This window comes from Pseudomonas sp. 102515, from assembly GCF_031085165.1.
Lineage (GTDB): Bacteria > Pseudomonadota > Gammaproteobacteria > Pseudomonadales > Pseudomonadaceae > Chryseomonas.
This window is the reverse complement of the sequence record NZ_JAVHTY010000005.1, coordinates 115,277-130,388: the sequence shown is the minus strand read 5'-3', so window position 1 is coordinate 130,388 and position 15,112 is coordinate 115,277. Positions and strand designations below refer to the sequence as shown.

Here is a 15,112-nt window from a genome sequence, read left to right as displayed (position 1 = left end):
TCGCCCTGCAGCGCTCCCCGCGCTGTGGGGCGAGAATTTAATGAGGCTCCTAGTAGATGCAAAACGTTAGCAAACCGTCCGCACCGGTCCGTGGGTCGCTGCTCACCGACCCGCAGGCACGCTCCTGGCTGTTCCAGATCGTGGCCGTGGTCGCCGTCGTGGCCTTCGGCTGGTTCCTGTTCGACAACACCCAGACCAATCTTGCCAACCGGGGTATCACCTCCGGCTTCGGCTTTCTGAACAACACCGCCGGTTTCGGCATTCCGCAGCACCTGATTCCCTACACCGAGGGCGATACCTACGGGCGCGTCTTCCTGGTCGGGCTGCTCAATACCCTGCTGGTTTCGGTGATCGGCATCGTCCTGGCGACCATCATCGGCTTCAGCGTGGGTGTGGCACGCCTGTCGAACAACTGGCTGCTGCGCAAGGTCGCCACGGTCTACATCGAGACCTTCCGCAACATTCCGCCGCTGCTGCTGATCTTCTTCGTCTATTTCGCCGTGCTCGCGCCCCTGCCGGGTCCGCGTCAGAGCCTGAGCCTGGGCGGCGCGCTGTTCGTCAACAACCGCGGCCTCTACATGCCGGCGCCGATCGCCGAGGCCGGCTTCGTGCCTGGTCTGATCGCGTTGCTGATCGCCATCGTCGCCAGCGTGGTGGTGGTGCGCTGGGCGCGCAAGCGCCGGCACGCCACCGGTCAGCGTTTCCCGGTGCTCTGGACGGTGTTGGCCCTGCTGATCGGGATCCCGCTGCTGGCGGCCCTGGTCTTCGGCAAGCCGTTGCATTGGGAGGTGCCGGAACTGCAAGGCTTCAACCTGCGTGGTGGCTGGGTGATCATCCCCGAGCTGGTGTCCCTGGCGCTGGCCCTGTCGGTCTACACCGCGGCCTTCATCGGCGAGACGGTGCGGGGCGGCATCCAGGCGGTCAGCCATGGCCAGACCGAGGCGGCCAGCTCCCTGGGTCTGCGTCCGGGGCTGATCCTGCGGCTGGTGATCATTCCCCAGGCCCTGCGGGTGATCATTCCCCCGCTGACCAACCAGTATCTGAACCTGATGAAGAACTCTTCGCTGGGTGCCGCAGTGGGCTATCCGGAGATGGTTGCGCTGTTCGCCGGCACCGTCCTGAACCAAACCGGCCAGGCCATCGAAACCATGGCCATCACCATGAGCGTCTATCTGGCCATCAGCATCAGCATCAGCATCCTGATGAACTGGTACAACAAGCGCATCGCGCTGATCGAGCGTTAAGGAGCGCGTATGAGTAACCAGACCCATACCTTCAAACCGGACCTGCCGCCGCCGCCTTCCAGCGTCGGTGCCCTGGCCTGGATCCGTGGCAACCTGTTTTCCAGTGTCGGCAATACCATCCTGACGCTGTTCGGTCTCTACATCGTCTGGCTGATCGTGCCGCCGGTGGTGAACTGGGCCTTCATCAACGCCACCTGGAGCGGCAGCACCCGTGCCGACTGCGTGCCGGGCGGCGCCTGCTGGGTGTTCATCAAGGAGCGCTTCGGCCAGTTCATGTACGGCTTCTACCCCGGCGATCAGCGCTGGCGCGTCGATCTGACCGTGGTGATCGCCGTGGTCGGAGCCGTCCCGTTGTTCCTCGACAGCTTCAAGCACAAGGCCCGCTACGGCCTGGCGCTGCTGGTGATCTATCCGCTGATGGCCTTCTGGCTGCTGTATGGCGGCTTCGGTCTGCGCGTGGTGCCCACCAGTGAGTGGGGCGGCCTGATGCTGACCGTGGTGATCGCCGCGGTGGGCATCGTCGGCGCCTTGCCGCTGGGTATCCTGCTGGCCCTGGGGCGGCGTTCCAAGCTGCCGGCGATCAAGGTCATCTGCGTGACCATGATCGAATTCTGGCGCGGCATCCCGCTGATCACGGTGCTGTTCCTGTCGTCGGTGATGCTGCCGCTGTTCCTGCCCGACGGCATGAACCTCGACAAGCTGCTGCGCGCCATCGTCATGGTGATCGTCTTCGAGGCGGCCTATATCGCCGAGGTGGTGCGGGGTGGCATGCAGGCCATTCCCAAGGGGCAGTACGAAGCCGCCGCCGCCATGGGCCTGGGCTACTGGCGGACCACTGGCCTGGTGATCCTGCCGCAGGCGCTCAAGCTGGTGATCCCGGGCATCGTCAACACCTTCATCGCGCTGTTCAAGGATTCGAGCCTGGTGGTCATCATCGGCCTGTTCGACCTGCTCAACAGCATCAAGCGCGCCACCTCCGACCCGGCCTGGCCTGGTCTGTCCACCGAAGGCTATGTGTTCGCCGCCCTGGTCTTCTGGATTTTCTGTTTCGCCATGTCCAGCTACTCCTCCCGTCTGGAGCGCAAGCTGAACACCGGCCACAAGCGTTAGGAGTCAACAGATGAATGTAAGCAACAAGCAGCCGGTCGACAGCAGCAAGGTCATGATCCAGCTCAAGGACGTGAACAAGTGGTACGGCCAGTTCCACGTACTCAAGGACGTCAACCTGACCGTCACCCAGGGCGAGCGCATCGTGCTGTGCGGACCGTCCGGTTCGGGTAAGTCCACCACCATTCGCTGCATCAATCGCCTGGAAGAACACCAGAAGGGCCAGATCATCGTCGACGGCACCGAGCTGACCAACGATCTCAAGCAGATCGAGACCATTCGCAGCGAAGTCGGCATGGTGTTCCAGCACTTCAACCTCTTCCCGCACCTGACCGTGCTGCAGAACTGCACCCTGGCGCCCATGTGGGTGCGCAAGCTGCCGAAGAAGCAGGCCGAAGAGATCGCCATGCACTATCTGCAGCGGGTGCGCATTCCCGAGCAGGCCAACAAGTTTCCAGGCCAGCTGTCCGGTGGCCAGCAGCAGCGCGTGGCCATCGCCCGGGCGCTGTGCATGCAGCCGCGCATCATGCTGTTCGATGAGCCGACCTCGGCGCTCGATCCGGAGATGGTGAAGGAGGTGCTGGACACCATGATCGGTCTGGCCCAGGACGGCATGACCATGCTCTGCGTGACCCACGAGATGGGCTTTGCCCGCACCGTGGCCAACCGGGTGATCTTCATGGACAAGGGCGAAATCGTCGAGCAGGCCGCCCCTGACCAGTTCTTCGACAACCCGCAGAACGAGCGTACCCGTCTGTTCCTCGGGCAGATCCTGCACTAAGCGCGGCCGGGGCGGAGGCCTATCCGCCCCGGTCGTCCTGCGAACCCAGTCACGGGCGTTCGGCGGGAAGGCGGGCAAAGGACCGCAAGGCGCGGTATCCTCGATGTTTGGCGCCCGGTTTCCGGGGTCGGCGGTCAAGGTCCGCCTTGCCGTTCACCGGCTTCATTGTCGATTTCGTAGCGTATCGCCAGAACAGGCGGTGCGCTGGGCAGTCGAAGCCGTCATCATAGAGAGACGCCCGTGAACTCCATTTCCCATCCGCTCATGCTGACAAAAGCCAAGGCCTGGGGCGCCCATGCGGTGACCTCCAGTGGTGTGATCCTCGCGCTTCTGGCGCTGCTCGCTCTGGTCGACGGTCAACCCAAGGGTTGCCTGATGTGGCTCGGCATCGCCCTGCTCGTCGACGGTCTCGACGGCACCCTGGCGCGCAAGTTCGAAGTCAAGCGGGTCCTGCCCCATTTCGACGGCTCGGCGCTGGACCTGGTGGTCGACTACCTGACCTATGTGTTCATTCCGGCCATCTTCATCTATCGCTTCGTTCCCCTGCCGCCGCACTTCGAGCTGGTGGCGGTGGGCATAATCCTATTGTCGTCGCTGTTCTGTTTCTGCAATGTGAACATGAAGAGCGCCGACAACTATTTCGTCGGCTTTCCGGCGGCCTGGAACGTGGTGGCGCTGTATTTCTATGTACTGGACCTGGCGCCCTGGTTCAGCATGGCGGTGGTGCTGGTGCTGGCCGCCCTGACCCTGACCCGGGTCAAGTTCCTGCATCCCTTCCGCGTGCGCCAGCTGATGGCCTTGAATATCGCCGTGACTTCCATCTGGCTGCTCAGCAGCGCCATGATGGTGTTCGTGCATCCCGACAAGCCGCTGTGGCTGATGGTCCTCTGGTTCGCCAGCGGCATCTATTTCGTCGGCGTGTGCGTCTGGCGTACCGCCCGGGAGTGGCTCGCCTGACGGTGAGCGACGGCCCCCCGCCACCCACGCGCACCTGGTATGTCTACCTGGTGCGCGCCGAGAATCAGGCGCTCTATTGCGGCATCAGCGATGATCCGGAGCGCCGTTTCGCCCAGCACCGCAGTGGCCGTGGCGCCCGCTTCTTCGCTTCCAGCCCGGCCCAGGCGCTGGTCTATGTGGAAGCCTGCGGCGACAAGTCGGCCGCGCTGCGCCGCGAAATCCAGATCAAGAAGCTGCCCAAAAAAGCCAAGGAAGCCCTGGTGCTGGCCCGATCCGGCCTGGCGTCCGCGGCCCCTTCAGGAGAGCTGTCATGTCCGAGCTGATTCTGCATCACTACTGGCAATCACCCTTCGCCGAGAAGGCGCGCCTGCTGCTGGGCTTCAAGGGCCTGGCCTGGCGTTCGGTGATCATTCCGCGGATGCTGCCCAAGCCCGAGCTGGTGGCGCTCACCGGCGGCTATCGCAAGACCCCGGTGCTGCAGGTAGGGGCCGATGTCTATTGCGACACGGCGCTGATCGCCCGCCGCCTGGAGGCGGAAAAGGCAGTGCCGGCGCTGTTTCCGGAAGGTCAGGAAGCGGTCGTGGCCGCCTTTGCCGGCTGGGCGGATTCGGTATTGTTCCAGCATGCGGTGGCGCTGATGTTCCAGCCGGAGATCATGGGGCCGCGCCTGGCCAGTCTGCCGCCGGAGCAGGCCCAGGCCTTCATGGCTGATCGCAAGGCGCTGTTCAGTGGTGGCAGCCTGAGCCGTTTGACGCCCGAGCAGGCCCGGCAACAGCTGCCGACCCTGCTGACCCGGCTGGAGACCCAGCTCAAGCGTAGCGCCGGCGAATTCCTCTTCGACGCGCCCTCGGTGGCCGACATCGCCCTGGCGCACAACTTCTGGTTTCTCAAGAGCACGCCGCAACTGGCGCCCCTGATCGACGAGCGTCCCGAGATCGCCGCCTGGTTCGCCCGGGTGCTGGGGTTCGGTCATGGTACCCATGAGGAACTCGGCGCCGCCGAGGCGCTGGAGATCGCCAGGATCGCGGAGCCGCTGGCCTTGCCGCGCGACCAGGCCATTGCCGTGGAAGGCTTCGCCTGGGGCGACCGGGTGAGCGTGGCGGCGACCGACTATGGGGTGGATCCGGTGGCGGGTGAACTGGTGCATGCCGATAGCGAAGCCCTGGTGATCCGTCGACACGACGAGCAACTGGGGGCTATCCAGGTGCATTTCCCGCGGCTGAATTTCCGCGTCAGCGCGGCGGGCTAGGAAGCCTGGCAAGCAAACGGCGCCCTGGGGCGCCGTTTTGCATTCCAAGGCCAGCCGGTCAGTCGGGGCGACGCATGCGGAACAGCGCGGCCTCGGTGATCTCGAAATAGTCGGCCGGGCCACCGCCGCGCACGATGGGGCGAGCGGCTGCGGTCTGGTAGATGCCGTCCTTGAGCAGGCGCTTGTCGATATGGGCGGCTACCACCTCGCCCAGCACCAGCCATTGATCCAGTTCATCCCCGGCGGCGGTCTTGAGGCGGACGATCTGGCTCAGCTTGCACTCGAAGGCCACTTGGGCCCGAGCGACACGCGGCACCTTGACGACACTGGAGGGCGCGGGTTCGAGGCCAGCCAGGGCGAATTCGTCCACCTCGGGCCCGACCATGGCGCTGCTGGCGTTCATCTCCTCGGCCAGTTCCCGGGTGGCCAGATTCCAGACGAACTCGCCGGTGCGCTCGATATTGGCCACGCTGTCCTTGTAGCCCTGGCTGGAAAAACCGATCAGCGGGGGCTTGTAGTTGAAGGCATTGAAGAAGCTGTAGGGCGCCAGGTTGAGGACGCCGGTTTCGCTGTGGGAGGAGATCCAGCCGATGGGACGGGGCGCGATGATGGCGTTGAAGGGGTCATGGGGCAGGCCGTGGCCCTGACGGGGTTCGTAGGAGTGGTAATCGATGCTCATCGGGATTCCTTCATGGGGTGAGTTCCAGGATCTCGGCCTGGATCTGGCCGGCGTCCAGGGTCAGGCGGCCGACGCTGATCGGCAGTCGGAAGCGCCGTGGGCCAGCGCTGCCGGGGTTTATGTAGAGTACGCCAGCACGCTCTTCGATCAGCGGCTTGTGCGAGTGGCCGCTGACCACCACCCGCACCTTGGCACCGGCGGCCGCCAGGTCCAGCTCGGGCAGGATGTGCAGCATATGGATGTCGACGTCGGCCAGGGTCAGGGTGACGCGCTCCGGGATGTCGTCGGCCCAGGGCAGGTCGTCGTTGTTGCCCCGGACCACCGCCAGCGGCGCTATCTCGCGCAGGGCGTCGAGGATTTCGGGCTTGCCGATGTCACCGGCGTGCAGGATGAAATCGCTGCCGGCCAGGGCTTCCAGCGCCTGGGGCCGGAGCAGGCCATGGGTATCGGCGATCAGGCCGACGCGATAGGGATTGGCCATGGCAGCTCCTCAGTTGGCCTGGACGATGTCCAGGGCCTCGACTCGTCCCAGCGGCTGGCGCAGGCGCTGGGCCAGGATGGCGGTGGCACGTTCTCGCTGGCAAGCCACTACGCCGACCACCAAGTCCTCGGCCAGCAGCAGGGCGACGAAGGTCTGGTCGCCGAGGCTGCCGTCGAGGTGCATGTCGTCCCACTGGCGGGGATGGCCGAGGTATTCGTAACGCTTGCCGTGATGCAGGGTCCAGAAGAAGGGCACGTCCGCGTAGCGCTCGGCGTGGCCGAGCAGGTTGCGCGCCGCCAGGCGGCCGTGTTGCTGGGCCAGGCGCCAGTGTTCGATGCGGGTCGGCTGACCGGCAAAGGGAAAGGTGGCCAGATCGCCGACGGCGTAGAGACCCTCGCCGGCCTGCAGCTGGGCATCCACCGGGACGCTGCCGTCATCGGCCAGGGGCAGGTGGGTGAGGAAAGCGGTGGCCGGGGTGATGCCGGTACCCACCAGTACCAGGTCGGCGGGCAGTTGGCTGCCGTCCTTGAGGCTGACCTGGCGGACGTGATCGTCGCCGACGAAGCCCACTACCTCGCTGGGGGCGTGGAAGGTCACGCCATTGGCCTCGTGCAGGGTCTTGAAATGCTGGCCCAGGGTCTCGCCCATCTGCTTGACGAAGGGCAGCGAGGCGGGGGAGACCACGTCCACCGCCAGGCCCTGCTTGCGCAAGGCGGACGCGGCTTCCAGGCCGATGAAGCTGGCACCGACGATCACCGCGCGCCCCTCGGTGGGCAGGTCGGCCAGGATGGCGGCCGCGTCGGCGCGGGTCCGCAGCAGGTGGATGCCCCCGAGCTCGGCGCCGGGAACGTCAAGGGGCTTGGGTTCGCCACCGGTGGCGAGCACACAGCCGTCGTAGGTCAGGGTCTGGCCGTTGGCGAGTTCCAGCTGGCGGGTATGGGGATCCAGATGCCTCACCTCGGCGTGCAGGCGTTCGATGCGCTGCTGGCGGAAGAAGTCGGCCTCGCGCAGCGGTGGGGTTTCATCGGGGGCCTTGTCGCCCTGGAGGACGAATTTGGACAAGGCCGTCCGGTCATAGGGCTCGCCCGGTTCGCGGCCGATCAGCAGCAGGCGTCCGCCAAAGCCGAATTCGCGCAGCGCGGCGGCCGCAGCGGGACCCGCGGCGCCGGCACCGACGATGACGAACAGGTGATCGTCGGGCCGGGTTTCGGCCGCTTGCGCCGGCAGGGGTTCACCGCCGACCAGCACCTCGCCATCGCGCACCTCCACCGGATAGCGCTGCAGGGCATCCAGCGCCGGCGGTTCGCAAAGGCTACCATCGTCGATGGCAAAGCTCGCCTTGTGCCAGGGACAGACCAGGCGACCCCGGCAGACCGCGCCGTCGGCCAGCGGCGCGCCGGCGTGGGGGCATTTGGCCTGATAGGCGCGGGCCTCGTCGCCGACGCGCAGCAACAGGATTTCGGTGTCTTCGATCTTGACCGCGGTGCCACGGTCTTCACGCAGGTCGGCGAGGCGCGCGACCGGATGCATGGCTTTCATGGTGGACTCCGGCGCCGTCTGGGGCGCTCTCTCGAATCAGGCTCAGCAGATTCGAGAGAGCGCAGCGGCGCCGGGTTCCGCTCAGGTGGCGGGCGGCAGCGGATGTCGATGCGGAACGTCGGGTGCGTCCAGCGGATCGGCGTGGACCAGTACCTCGGCCTGGGGATATTCGGCGCGGATGGCGGCCTCCACCTCGTCGCACAGCACATGGGCGCGGGACAGGCTCATCTCGCCTGGCAGCTCCAGGTGCAACTGCACGAACCAGTGATTGCCGGAGAGGCGGGTGCGCAGGTCATGGGCACCTTCCACGCCCGGCACCTGGCAGGCCAGCTGCAACATGTGCTCGCTGATGTCGGCGGGCAGTTCCTGATCCATCAGTACGCCAAAGGAGTCGCGGGCGATGCCGTAGGCGCTCCAGAGGATGTAGAGGGCGATGGCCAGACCGAACAGCGGATCCAGCCAGTACCAGCCGAAGCCGGTCAGCGCCAGGGCGATCAGGATGCCGACATTGAGCAGCAGATCGGAGCGATAGTGCAGGGCGTCGGCGCGAACCACCGTGGAGTCGGTGAGGCGGATGACGTGCTGCTGGTAGGCCACCAGCACGGCGGTCAGGACCAGGGAAAACAGGGTGACGGCGATACCCAGGGCATGGGCGCCCAGGGGCTCGGGTTGCTGCAGGCGTCCGATCGCCTGCCAGGCGATGAGTACGGCACTGACGCCGATGAAGACCGCCTGGGCGATGCCGGCCAGGGACTCGGCCTTGCCATGGCCATAGCGGTGGTCGTCGTCCGCCGGCTTGAGGGCATAGTGCACCGCCAGCAGGTTGAACACCGAGGCCAGGCCGTCGAGCAGCGAATCGGTCAGGCCGGCGAGCAGGCTGACCGAGCCGCTGAACCACCAGGCCACGGCCTTGGCCAGGATCAGCGTCGTCGCCACCGCCACCGAGGCGGCGGTGGCGCGACGCAGGAGCCGCTCGGTGCCGTGCGGGTCGCTCATCAAGCGCGCGGGGCGAGCCCCAGGCTGGCGAGCTGCTCGTTGCTGCCGCTGCGCTGCAACAGGCGCGGATCGTCCAGCGGCAGACTGTGGCCGGTGGCCTGCTGGATGATGGCCTTGAGGCGCGCGCGATCGACGCTGCCATCCGGATTGACCGCCTTGTTCAGCTCGCCCGGATCGACCTCGGCGCGCTTGTTGTCGGGCAGGTAGATGGCGCCGGTGGCGAAGTCCACGCCAAAGGCGATCAGGCCGGGAATGATGTAGAACAGCAGGCCGATGGCATCGAGGGCGACGATGCCCGGATCGATCCGGCCACTGCCGGTGATCTGGCCGCGGCGCTCGGGATAGAACAGCGAGCCGCAGGCGGTCAGCTGGGTGAACAGGGCGGCGGCGAGGACGCCACACACCGCGCGGGTACGCATCGACATAGACAACCTCCGGTTGGATGAGGCCGCCACTATAGCGGCCGAAATGACGACGGGCGAGACGCTTTATACTGCCCGCCCCGTTGAGACCACCGGCCTTGCCCAATGACGCCCTTGCCCATCGATGTTGTCCTGCCCAAGCTGCGCCAGGCCCTCGCCCACCGCGATGACTGCGTGCTGGAAGCGCCGCCGGGGGCCGGCAAGACCACCCGCGTGCCCCTGGCGCTGTTGCCCGCGCCCTGGCTGGCTGGCCAGCGCATCCTGCTGCTGGAGCCGCGTCGGCTGGCGGCGCGCGCCGCCGCCGAGCGACTGGCCGCGGAGCTGGGCGAGGACGTTGGCGAGACGGTGGGCTATCGCATCCGCCTGGAAAGCCGGGTGGGCCCGCGCACCCGTATCGAGGTGGTCACCGAGGGTATCCTCACCCGACGGCTGCAGGACGATCCGGCGCTGGAGGGTGTCGGCTTGGTGATCTTCGACGAATTCCACGAGCGTAGCCTGGACGCCGACCTGGCCCTGGCGCTGACCCTGAGCGGCCGCGAACTGCTGCGCGACACCCCGCTCAAGCTGCTGGTGATGTCGGCCACCCTGGAAGGCGAACGCCTCGCTGCCTTGCTGGGCGGGGCCCCGGTGGTGCGCAGCGAGGGGCGGATGTTTCCGGTGACGACCCGCTGGAGCCGACCGCTCGGCCAGGACGAACGCCTGGAGGCGCGGGTGGCCGCCACGGTGTTGCAGGCACTGGACGAGGAAACCGGCAGCCTGCTGGTCTTTCTGCCCGGCCAGGCGGAGATCCGCCGCACCGCCGAGCGTCTGGCGGAGCACCTGCCCGCGGGGGTACTGCTCTGTCCGCTGCACGGCGAGCTGGAGCTGGCCGCCCAGCGCGCGGCCATCGAGCCGACGCCGGCGGGTACGCGCAAGGTGGTGCTGGCCACCAATATCGCCGAGACCAGTCTGACCATCGAAGGGGTGCGGGTGGTGGTGGACGCGGGCCTGGCGCGCGTGCCGGCCTTCGATCCCGGCAGCGGCATGACCCGCCTGACCACCCGCCGCATCTCCCGTGCCTCGGCGACCCAGCGCCAAGGCCGCGCCGGCCGCCTGGAACCGGGTGTCTGCTATCGACTCTGGTCGGAAGAGCTGCATCAGCAATTGCCGGCCTACGACAGCGCCGAGATCCTCCAGGCCGATCTGGCCAGCCTGGCCCTGCAACTGGCGCGCTGGGGCATGGACGCCGAGGAGCTGGCCTGGCTCGATCCTCCGCCCGCCGCCGCCCTGGCGCAGGCGCGCGACCTGCTGGTGCGACTGGGCGCCCTGGACGAACAGGGCGGGCTGACCCCCCATGGCCAGGCCATGAGCGGCCTGCCGGCCCATCCGCGGCTGGCCCACCTGCTGTTACGAGGCCAGGCCTGGGGCCTGGCCGAGCGTGCCTGCGAGATCGCCGCGCTGTTGGGCGAACGCGACCTGACCCCGGGGCAGGGCGCCGATCTGCATACCCGCCTGCTGCTCCTGGCCGGTGAGGGGCGCGGTCCACGGGGCGGGGTGGCGCGTATTCGCCAGCTGGTCCGCCAGTACCGTGGCCTGCTGCGTGGCAAGGCCGAGCGGCCGGTGGCCGATCCCGAACAGCCGCGCTGGACCGGTGCCCTGCTGGCCTGCGCCTATCCGGATCGCATCGCCCAGCAGCGCAAGGCGGGTGGCCAGGACTATCGCCTGGCCAATGGCCGGGCCGCCAGCTTTGGCGAGCCGGATGGGCTGATGAAATCGCCCTGGCTGGTGGTGGCCGACCTGGGCAGTCGCCAGGGGCAGCGCGAAGAGCGCATCTACCTCGCCGCCGAACTGGATCCGGCGCTGTTCGAGGGGCCGCTGGCCGAACAGGTCGTGAGCCACGATGAATTGGACTGGGACGAGCGCGAAGGCGTCTTGCGCGCCGAGCGCCAGCGGCGGGTCGGCCAACTGGTGCTGAGTCGTGAACCCCTGAAGGATCTGGACGCCGCCGCTCGCAGCCGGGCGCTGCTCGGGCTGGTGCGGCGCAAGGGCCTGGAGTTGCTGCCCTGGACGCCGGAATTGCGCCAGTGGCAGGCGCGGGTAGACCTGTTGCGCCAGCTGGATCTGCAGCGGAAGGCGACGAGCGACTGGCCGGATGTGAGCGACGCCGCCCTGTTGGCCAGCCTGGAAGACTGGCTGCTGCCCTATCTGGGGCGCGTCACCCGTCTGGCCCACTTTGCCACGCTGGACCTGGCCGCCATGCTGCAGGGCCTGCTGCCCTGGCCGTTGCCGCGACAGCTGGACGAGCTGGCGCCGCGCAGTCTGGCGGTGCCCTCCGGCTCCAGCATCCGGCTGGATTACAGCGAGCAGCCGCCGGTGCTGGCGGTACGACTGCAGGAACTGTTCGGCCTGGCCGACACCCCGCGCCTCGCCGGTGGACGGCTGGCGGTCAAGCTGCACCTGCTCTCGCCCGCGCGGCGACCGGTGCAGGTCACCCAGGACCTGGCCAGCTTCTGGGCCAATACCTATGGCGAGGTGAAGAAGGATCTCAAGGGCCGCTATCCCAAGCATTACTGGCCGGACGATCCCTTGATCGCCGAACCCACGGCGCGAGCCAAGCCGCGGGGTCAGTGAGGGCGCGTATCACCAGCAGCGCCCTGGCCGTGGGCTAGTCGCTCTCCCAGGCTTTGCGCAGATTGGACCAGAAGGCGCCGCCATCCTTGAAGGGCACATTCGCCGCGCCGAAGTCGTAGCTGTTCAGGGTGTTCCTGGCGGGTACCGGCATTCGGCTCCAGCTGATCAGCGGCTGGCTGCGCCCCATGTCGTTGGTGGCAGCGGGGGAGTGGTCGGCGAAGCCCTTGTAGGTCGCATGATAGGTGACCTTGGGATGTACGCCCTGGGCAAGATAACCGCTGCGGCCTCGCCAGACCGGCGGATTGAAGTTCACCTGGTATTTGCCATGAGTGGAATAGTCTATCTTCAATATGGGAGAGCCGACTTTGCACTCATTGGTCCAGACGACGATATCTTCCCAGTCATGGCGATGACCGCCGGCAGCGCCCAGATAGTTCGGCGGCTGATCCTTGGGGAAATACCAGGAATACATGATCGCGCAATGTTTGAAATATTCGGCCATGCGCGAATAGACCTGGCCATTGGTGCCGCGGCAATGACCATCCGGGGCGCCCGAAGGATGCAGGCCGCCACTGACGTTGCCCGCGGAATCCACGGCCGGATAGTTGTTGCAGGAGTCCGGGCCATCGGCAATCATCGGCTGATAATAGTATTCGACGGCGGTGGCGTCGGCGCGGATCTGTTGTACCTGGTCGTGGTTGAGCACGGCGGCAAAAGCAGGTGTCGTCAGGCAGAGCGTCGTGGATACCATCAATAGCGAGACCTTACTGCTCATGAAGAATCTCTCCACTAGGTAATGGGGCTGGCGTTCATCAGAAGGCGTGGTGTTTGTCGAAAGTGGGTGTATCGGCAGCCAAGTCGAACTTGGTCCGTCACGATTTTCCATAGCGCGCTTGTTGGTTTCATTTAACTGCGATGACACTTGAATGGCAGGGCGGCGCAAGGAGGGGGCGCTTGTGTGAGGCGATCGGTGGGTAACCGATCTGGATCAGCGCAGGTCATCGCAACTTTGGCTAGTCCCTGCCCCTGTAGGACCAGGCCCTCCGAGTCTCTTGCTTCGCGCCCAGCAGGCCGAGCGATCCTGATCGCCAGGGCCAGGCCACTGGACCTTCAACCCAAGGCGTCGAGACTGAGCGTTTTAGGCAAGACACCTAGACGATCCGGCAGTTGGGGCGGCAGGCACCGGCGCTAGCATGGCCGCTTCCAACGATGGGAGTGGACCATGAACGAGCGCAAGACCCTTTTCATCACCGGCGTGAGCAGCGGCCTGGGCAATGCCCTGGCGCGGGAAGCCCTCGCGGCCGGCCACCACGTCATCGGCACGGTGCGCCGGGAAGCCGATCTTCAGGCCTTCGCGGCCTTGTCGGACAGGGCTCATGGCGTTCTGCTGGATGTCACGGACCATGATCGCTTGGCGACGGTGGTGGCCGAGGCTCAGGCAGCCCACGGTCCGGTGGATGTCCTGGTCAACAACGCCGGCTACGGCCATGAGGGCATCCTCGAAGAATCGCCGCTGGAAGAGCTGCGCCAGCAGTTCGAGGTCAATGTCTTCGCGGCGGTCGCCGTGACCAAGGCCTTCCTGCCGTCCTTCCGCGAGCAGCGCCGCGGTCATATCATCAACATCACCTCGATGGGTGGCACCATCACCCTGCCGGGTATCTCCTACTATTGCGGCAGCAAGTTCGCCCTCGAAGGTATCTCGGCGGCCCTGGGCCAGGAGTTGGCACCGTTCGGCGTCTGGGTCACCGCCGTGGCGCCCGGCTCCTTTCGCACCGACTGGGCGGGTCGCTCGATGCGTCGCAGCGCGCGCGGCATCGCCGACTACGATGAGCAGTTCACGCCGATCCGTGCGGCGCGGGAGGCCAAGAGCGGCAAGCAGCTGGGTGATCCGCGCAAGGCGGCCCAGGCCCTGCTGCAGCTCATCGCCTTGCCGGCGCCGCCAGCGCAGTTGCTGCTGGGGAGCGATGCCTTGCACCTGGTACGCGAACGCCTGGCCACGGCCAGCCGGGAAATCGACCGCTGGGAAGCCCTGACCCTTTCCACCGACGGCTGAAGCGGAGGCCCCATGAACCCGAGCGATCCCCTTGCCAGGTGTCTGGTGGCGCTGCTGGGCAAGCTGGCGCCCCAGGAGGGCTACAACCTCAGCGCCCTGGAGGATGTACGCTTCCTACGTTCGGATCGCCCGCTGACCGGCGTACCCGTGCTCTACGATCCCGGGGTCGTCATCGTCTGCCAGGGTGGCAAGCGCGGTTACTTCGGTGACCGCGTCTATCGTTACGATGCCCAGCACTACCTGGTGGTCTCCGTGCCCATGCCCTTCACCATGGAGACCGATGCCAGTCCGGAGGCACCGCTGCTGGCCATCTATCTGCGGCTGGATTTTCGGCTGCTCGGGGACCTGGTCCTGCAGCTCGATAGCGAACTGGGGCCGGCGCGGGAGTCGCCCCGTGGGCTCTATGCCTCGCCGATCGATGAGCCGCTGCGCGTCTCGACGCTGCGCTTGCTGGAGGTCTTGAGCGTGCCGACGGACGCCCGGCTGCTGGGACCGGCGCTGCTGCGCGAACTCTACTATCGGATCCTCACGGGCGCCCAGGGTGGATCACTGCGCGCGGCCCTGGATCGCCAGGGTCGCTTCGGCCGTATCGCCCGGTCGTTGCGCACCCTGCATGCCCGCTATGCCGAGCGGCTCGACGTCGCCGCGCTGGCGCAGGAAGCGCGCATGAGTCAGCCCAGCTTCCATCGCCACTTCCGCGAGGTCACGGGTACCACGCCCATGCAGTATCTGAAGTCGACCCGTCTGCACCAGGCGCGGCTGTTGATGCTGCACGACGCCGTCCCGGCGGCGAACGCGGCCTTTGCGGTAGGCTACGAGAGCGCCTCCCAGTTCAGTCGCGAATTCAAGCGGCTGTTCGGCCGGACACCGCTGGCGGAGATCGACTGGATGAAGGCCACCTATGCCTTGCCGGCGCTGCCCGCTTCGGCAGTCTACGTCTCTTCCCATTGAGAGCAGTCCGTCCGAAAAGCCAAGTGGACGCCGCTGCGCTGGA

At 66.6% G+C, this 15,112-nt stretch carries 15 protein-coding genes; 9 read left to right on the top strand and 6 right to left on the bottom strand.

All coding sequences use genetic code 11. The annotated features are described in order from the left end of the window. Window positions 1–56: 56 nt before the first annotated feature. From RCF34_RS19210 to RCF34_RS19185, 6 genes are all read left to right on the top strand, one after another. The gene (locus RCF34_RS19210) at window positions 57–1,244 is read left to right on the top strand and encodes an amino acid ABC transporter permease (RefSeq protein ID WP_308709613.1); all 1,188 of its coding nucleotides are present in this window, start codon (window positions 57–59) and stop codon (window positions 1,242–1,244) included. Between the two features lie 9 nt (window positions 1,245–1,253). Continuing rightward, window positions 1,254–2,354 (top strand): amino acid ABC transporter permease, encoded by a 1,101-nt coding sequence (locus RCF34_RS19205; RefSeq protein ID WP_308709612.1) that lies wholly within the window; start codon window positions 1,254–1,256, stop codon window positions 2,352–2,354. A 10-nt stretch (window positions 2,355–2,364) separates the two neighbouring features. Continuing rightward, window positions 2,365–3,132 (top strand): amino acid ABC transporter ATP-binding protein, encoded by a 768-nt coding sequence (locus RCF34_RS19200; RefSeq protein ID WP_308709611.1) that lies wholly within the window; start codon window positions 2,365–2,367, stop codon window positions 3,130–3,132. Between the two features lie 264 nt (window positions 3,133–3,396). Next, window positions 3,397–4,089 carry a phosphatidylcholine synthase gene (pcsA, locus tag RCF34_RS19195; protein ID WP_308709836.1) on the top strand — a complete coding sequence of 231 codons (693 nt, stop codon included), beginning with the start codon at window positions 3,397–3,399 and terminating at the stop codon, window positions 4,087–4,089. A 2-nt stretch (window positions 4,090–4,091) separates the two neighbouring features. Next, window positions 4,092–4,412: a GIY-YIG nuclease family protein gene (locus RCF34_RS19190; protein ID WP_308709610.1), complete on the top strand. Its 321-nt coding sequence runs from the start codon at window positions 4,092–4,094 to the stop codon at window positions 4,410–4,412. Next, window positions 4,400–5,338 carry a glutathione S-transferase family protein gene (locus RCF34_RS19185; RefSeq protein ID WP_308709609.1) on the top strand — a complete coding sequence of 313 codons (939 nt, stop codon included), beginning with the start codon at window positions 4,400–4,402 and terminating at the stop codon, window positions 5,336–5,338. The genes RCF34_RS19190 and RCF34_RS19185 overlap by 13 nt, the downstream gene beginning before the upstream one ends. 58 nt (window positions 5,339–5,396) lie before the next feature. Here the strand turns inward: RCF34_RS19185 and RCF34_RS19180 are convergent, their stop codons facing one another. The 5 genes from RCF34_RS19180 to RCF34_RS19160 form a co-directional block, all read right to left on the bottom strand. Further along, on the bottom strand, window positions 5,397–6,017 hold the full coding sequence (locus RCF34_RS19180; RefSeq protein WP_308709608.1) for a flavin reductase family protein: 621 nt from the start codon (window positions 6,015–6,017) through the stop codon (window positions 5,397–5,399). A gap of 10 nt (window positions 6,018–6,027) precedes the next feature. Then, window positions 6,028–6,498 carry a metallophosphoesterase family protein gene (locus RCF34_RS19175; RefSeq protein ID WP_308709607.1) on the bottom strand — a complete coding sequence of 157 codons (471 nt, stop codon included), beginning with the start codon at window positions 6,496–6,498 and terminating at the stop codon, window positions 6,028–6,030. Between the two features lie 9 nt (window positions 6,499–6,507). After that, complete coding sequence (locus tag RCF34_RS19170; RefSeq protein WP_308709606.1) at window positions 6,508–8,037, bottom strand: FAD-dependent oxidoreductase; 1,530 nt, start codon at window positions 8,035–8,037, stop codon at window positions 6,508–6,510. Between the two features lie 81 nt (window positions 8,038–8,118). Next, a complete protein-coding gene (locus tag RCF34_RS19165) occupies window positions 8,119–9,033 on the bottom strand; it encodes a cation diffusion facilitator family transporter (RefSeq protein WP_308709605.1) in 915 nt (304 codons plus the stop codon). Then, window positions 9,033–9,458 carry a hypothetical protein gene (locus RCF34_RS19160; protein ID WP_027598502.1) on the bottom strand — a complete coding sequence of 142 codons (426 nt, stop codon included), beginning with the start codon at window positions 9,456–9,458 and terminating at the stop codon, window positions 9,033–9,035. Before RCF34_RS19160 ends, RCF34_RS19165 begins: the two co-directional genes overlap by 1 nt. A gap of 102 nt (window positions 9,459–9,560) precedes the next feature. On the opposite strand from RCF34_RS19160, the gene hrpB reads away from it, so the two are divergent. After that, a complete protein-coding gene (gene hrpB / locus RCF34_RS19155) occupies window positions 9,561–12,065 on the top strand; it encodes an ATP-dependent helicase HrpB (RefSeq protein ID WP_308709604.1) in 2,505 nt (834 codons plus the stop codon). Window positions 12,066–12,099: 34 nt separating this feature from the next. Here the strand turns inward: hrpB and RCF34_RS19150 are convergent, their stop codons facing one another. Beyond that, complete coding sequence (locus RCF34_RS19150) at window positions 12,100–12,840, bottom strand: NPP1 family protein (protein ID WP_308709603.1); 741 nt, start codon at window positions 12,838–12,840, stop codon at window positions 12,100–12,102. A 447-nt stretch (window positions 12,841–13,287) separates the two neighbouring features. Between RCF34_RS19150 and RCF34_RS19145 the strand changes: the two genes are divergently transcribed. Then, on the top strand, window positions 13,288–14,118 hold the full coding sequence (locus RCF34_RS19145; RefSeq protein ID WP_308709602.1) for an oxidoreductase: 831 nt from the start codon (window positions 13,288–13,290) through the stop codon (window positions 14,116–14,118). A gap of 12 nt (window positions 14,119–14,130) precedes the next feature. Beyond that, entirely contained in the window at window positions 14,131–15,069 is a 939-nt protein-coding gene (locus RCF34_RS19140) for an AraC family transcriptional regulator (protein WP_308709601.1), read from the top strand. Window positions 15,070–15,112: the final 43 nt, after the last annotated feature.

What these genes read in the sequence shown, in the direction of transcription:
- RCF34_RS19200 (WP_308709611.1), top strand. Translation starts at nt 2,365, where the DNA reads ATGAATGTAAGCAACAAGCAGCCGGTCGACAGCAGCAAGGTCATGATC.
- RCF34_RS19150 (WP_308709603.1), bottom strand. Translation starts at nt 12,840, where the DNA reads ATGAGCAGTAAGGTCTCGCTATTGATGGTATCCACGACGCTCTGCCTG.
- hrpB (WP_308709604.1), top strand. Translation starts at nt 9,561, where the DNA reads ATGACGCCCTTGCCCATCGATGTTGTCCTGCCCAAGCTGCGCCAGGCC.
- RCF34_RS19140 (WP_308709601.1), top strand. Translation starts at nt 14,131, where the DNA reads ATGAACCCGAGCGATCCCCTTGCCAGGTGTCTGGTGGCGCTGCTGGGC.
- RCF34_RS19165 (WP_308709605.1), bottom strand. Translation starts at nt 9,033, where the DNA reads ATGAGCGACCCGCACGGCACCGAGCGGCTCCTGCGTCGCGCCACCGCC.
- RCF34_RS19175 (WP_308709607.1), bottom strand. Translation starts at nt 6,498, where the DNA reads ATGGCCAATCCCTATCGCGTCGGCCTGATCGCCGATACCCATGGCCTG.
- RCF34_RS19170 (WP_308709606.1), bottom strand. Translation starts at nt 8,037, where the DNA reads ATGAAAGCCATGCATCCGGTCGCGCGCCTCGCCGACCTGCGTGAAGAC.
- RCF34_RS19160 (WP_027598502.1), bottom strand. Translation starts at nt 9,458, where the DNA reads ATGTCGATGCGTACCCGCGCGGTGTGTGGCGTCCTCGCCGCCGCCCTG.
- RCF34_RS19205 (WP_308709612.1), top strand. Translation starts at nt 1,254, where the DNA reads ATGAGTAACCAGACCCATACCTTCAAACCGGACCTGCCGCCGCCGCCT.
- RCF34_RS19180 (WP_308709608.1), bottom strand. Translation starts at nt 6,017, where the DNA reads ATGAGCATCGATTACCACTCCTACGAACCCCGTCAGGGCCACGGCCTG.
- RCF34_RS19185 (WP_308709609.1), top strand. Translation starts at nt 4,400, where the DNA reads ATGTCCGAGCTGATTCTGCATCACTACTGGCAATCACCCTTCGCCGAG.
- RCF34_RS19145 (WP_308709602.1), top strand. Translation starts at nt 13,288, where the DNA reads ATGAACGAGCGCAAGACCCTTTTCATCACCGGCGTGAGCAGCGGCCTG.
- pcsA (WP_308709836.1), top strand. Translation starts at nt 3,397, where the DNA reads ATGCTGACAAAAGCCAAGGCCTGGGGCGCCCATGCGGTGACCTCCAGT.
- RCF34_RS19210 (WP_308709613.1), top strand. Translation starts at nt 57, where the DNA reads ATGCAAAACGTTAGCAAACCGTCCGCACCGGTCCGTGGGTCGCTGCTC.